Source organism: Streptomyces mexicanus (assembly GCF_902506575.1).
Classification (GTDB): domain Bacteria; phylum Actinomycetota; class Actinomycetes; order Streptomycetales; family Streptomycetaceae; genus Streptomyces; species Streptomyces mexicanus.
In genome coordinates this window covers 1-1,719 of the sequence record NZ_LR732555.1, presented here as the reverse complement: position 1 = coordinate 1,719, position 1,719 = coordinate 1, and the positions used below count along the sequence as shown (strand labels likewise).

Annotated in this window: 3 protein-coding genes; 2 read left to right on the top strand and 1 reads right to left on the bottom strand. The window is 74.1% G+C overall.

All coding sequences use genetic code 11. From position 1 onward, the window contains the following. Positions 1–184 precede the first annotated feature (184 nt). Together GV126_RS32230 and GV126_RS32225 are read left to right on the top strand one after the other, a co-directional pair. Complete coding sequence (locus GV126_RS32230; protein ID WP_201299964.1) at positions 185–484, top strand: hypothetical protein; 300 nt, start codon at positions 185–187, stop codon at positions 482–484. A gap of 95 nt (positions 485–579) precedes the next feature. Continuing rightward, positions 580–1,119: a DUF4232 domain-containing protein gene (locus GV126_RS32225; RefSeq protein ID WP_159674475.1), complete on the top strand. Its 540-nt coding sequence runs from the start codon at positions 580–582 to the stop codon at positions 1,117–1,119. A 47-nt stretch (positions 1,120–1,166) separates the two neighbouring features. On the opposite strand, the gene GV126_RS32220 is transcribed toward GV126_RS32225, so the two are convergent. After that, a partial coding sequence (locus GV126_RS32220) for a DUF7168 domain-containing protein (protein WP_438947883.1) occupies positions 1,167–1,719 on the bottom strand: 553 nt, incomplete at its 5' end.

The window sequence follows — 1,719 nt, the reverse complement described above, 5'->3', positions numbered from 1 at the left end:
GCCGGGGGCCGGGGCAACGGGCTCCGCGTCCGGCTCGGGGACTGCCGGCTCCGGGACTGACGGTTCCGGTTCTGCCGGTTCGGGATCCGGCTCCGGCTCTTCGGGGGCCGCGTCCGCGCCGCCCGGTGCGTCGGCGGGCTCCTCCAGCGGCGGCACGGGTGCCACGACCGGCACCGCAGCGGGGGTGGACGGCAGTTGGCTGACCACCGCCGACGGCAAGATGGTGGTCCTGATCGTCAACGGCGGCCAGGCGGCGCTCTTCTCGACCGGTGGGACCACGTGCACCGGCACCGCGGGCGAGCGGGGCAGGACCCGGCTCATCCGCCTGACCAGGTGCAAGGCCCGTATGATCGGCACGGTGGACTCCGTCAACAAGACCACCCTCAAGGTGACCTGGGAGGGTGGACTCGGCACGGAGACGTACACCAGGGCACAAGGTGGAACGCTACCGTCGGGGCTGCCCACGGCGAGCCTCGGCTCCTGACGTCCGCGAAAGGCCGGTGGCGGAGCGGGGAACCGCGCCGCACGCTCGTACGTGATGAGCCTCGAGCATCGTCACGACCCAAGGAACTCCAGCTCATGCGCGCCTTCCCGATCACCGTCGCCGCCCTCGCCGCGGCCCTCGTCCTGACCGCCTGCGACAACGGCGGCAGCAACGACGACAGCCGTGGCGACACCGGCAGCAAGAACACCGACACCACGGCCTGCCGCCTCGGCGACGTCGCACTGCAGGTCGGCCCCGTCAGCGCCGCGCCCGCCGCCGGGGACACCGGCAACGTGCCCGTGACCCTGACCAACCAGGGTGCTCCGTGCACCCTGGAGGGCTTCCCGGCCGTCGTCCTCGGCGCCGGCAGCAGCACGGCGACCGTGCCCGCCGACCGGACCAGCCACCCGGAGAAACTGGCCCTCGCCAAGGGCGACACGGCCACCTTCACGCTCACCTACGTGCGGGGCGGGGACGGTGACGGGAAGAGCCTGAAGGCCACCTCGATGAAGATCGCCCCGCCCGGAACGACCGACGGCAAGAGCTTCGCGTGGTCCTACGGTCCGGTGGGGACCACGAAGACCGCGAACACGCCGGACGCGTCGGTGACGGCGTTCCAGCAGGCCGGGGACTGAACCGGGCCGCCGGGTCCCGGAGCGGGGACGGCGCCCCGGGGCACGTCTCACTCCAGCGGTCGGCGCGCCGTCATCCGTGCCCGGTCGGCCGCCTGCGCGCCCTCGTTCCAGCCGGCCGCGTCGCTCACCCCGCGCAGACGGGTGGTGGTGGTCTCGGGGAACATGCCGTCCAGCCGGGCGGCGACCGCGACCTCCCGGCTCGCCAGCACCGGGAGCAGGTCCTGCGTCACCTGGGTCTCGGCGGCGGCCGCCAGGCGGGCGCCGACGCGGTGGGCGTAGGCGGCGAGGAAGGACTGCCGGAAGGTCTTGGTGCGTCTGCGCCCGCCCGCCCGCTGGGCGGCCTCGGCCTTGGTCATCGCCGTCGTGGCCTGCACCAGGAGCGAGGTGTACAGCAGCTCCACGGCCTCCAGGTCGGCCTCGAAACCGACGACGGTGGAGAAGCCGAGGGGTTCGTTCCACACTGCTCGGCAGTGGTTGGCGGTGGCGACCGCGTCCAGCAGGACGGCCTTGGCCTGCTCGTAGGGTGCGTCGACGCCGATGCGGCAGGCGGCGGGGGTGTCGGGGGCCCGGGCGTGGGCCCCCCCCCGCCCCTCCCCCCCG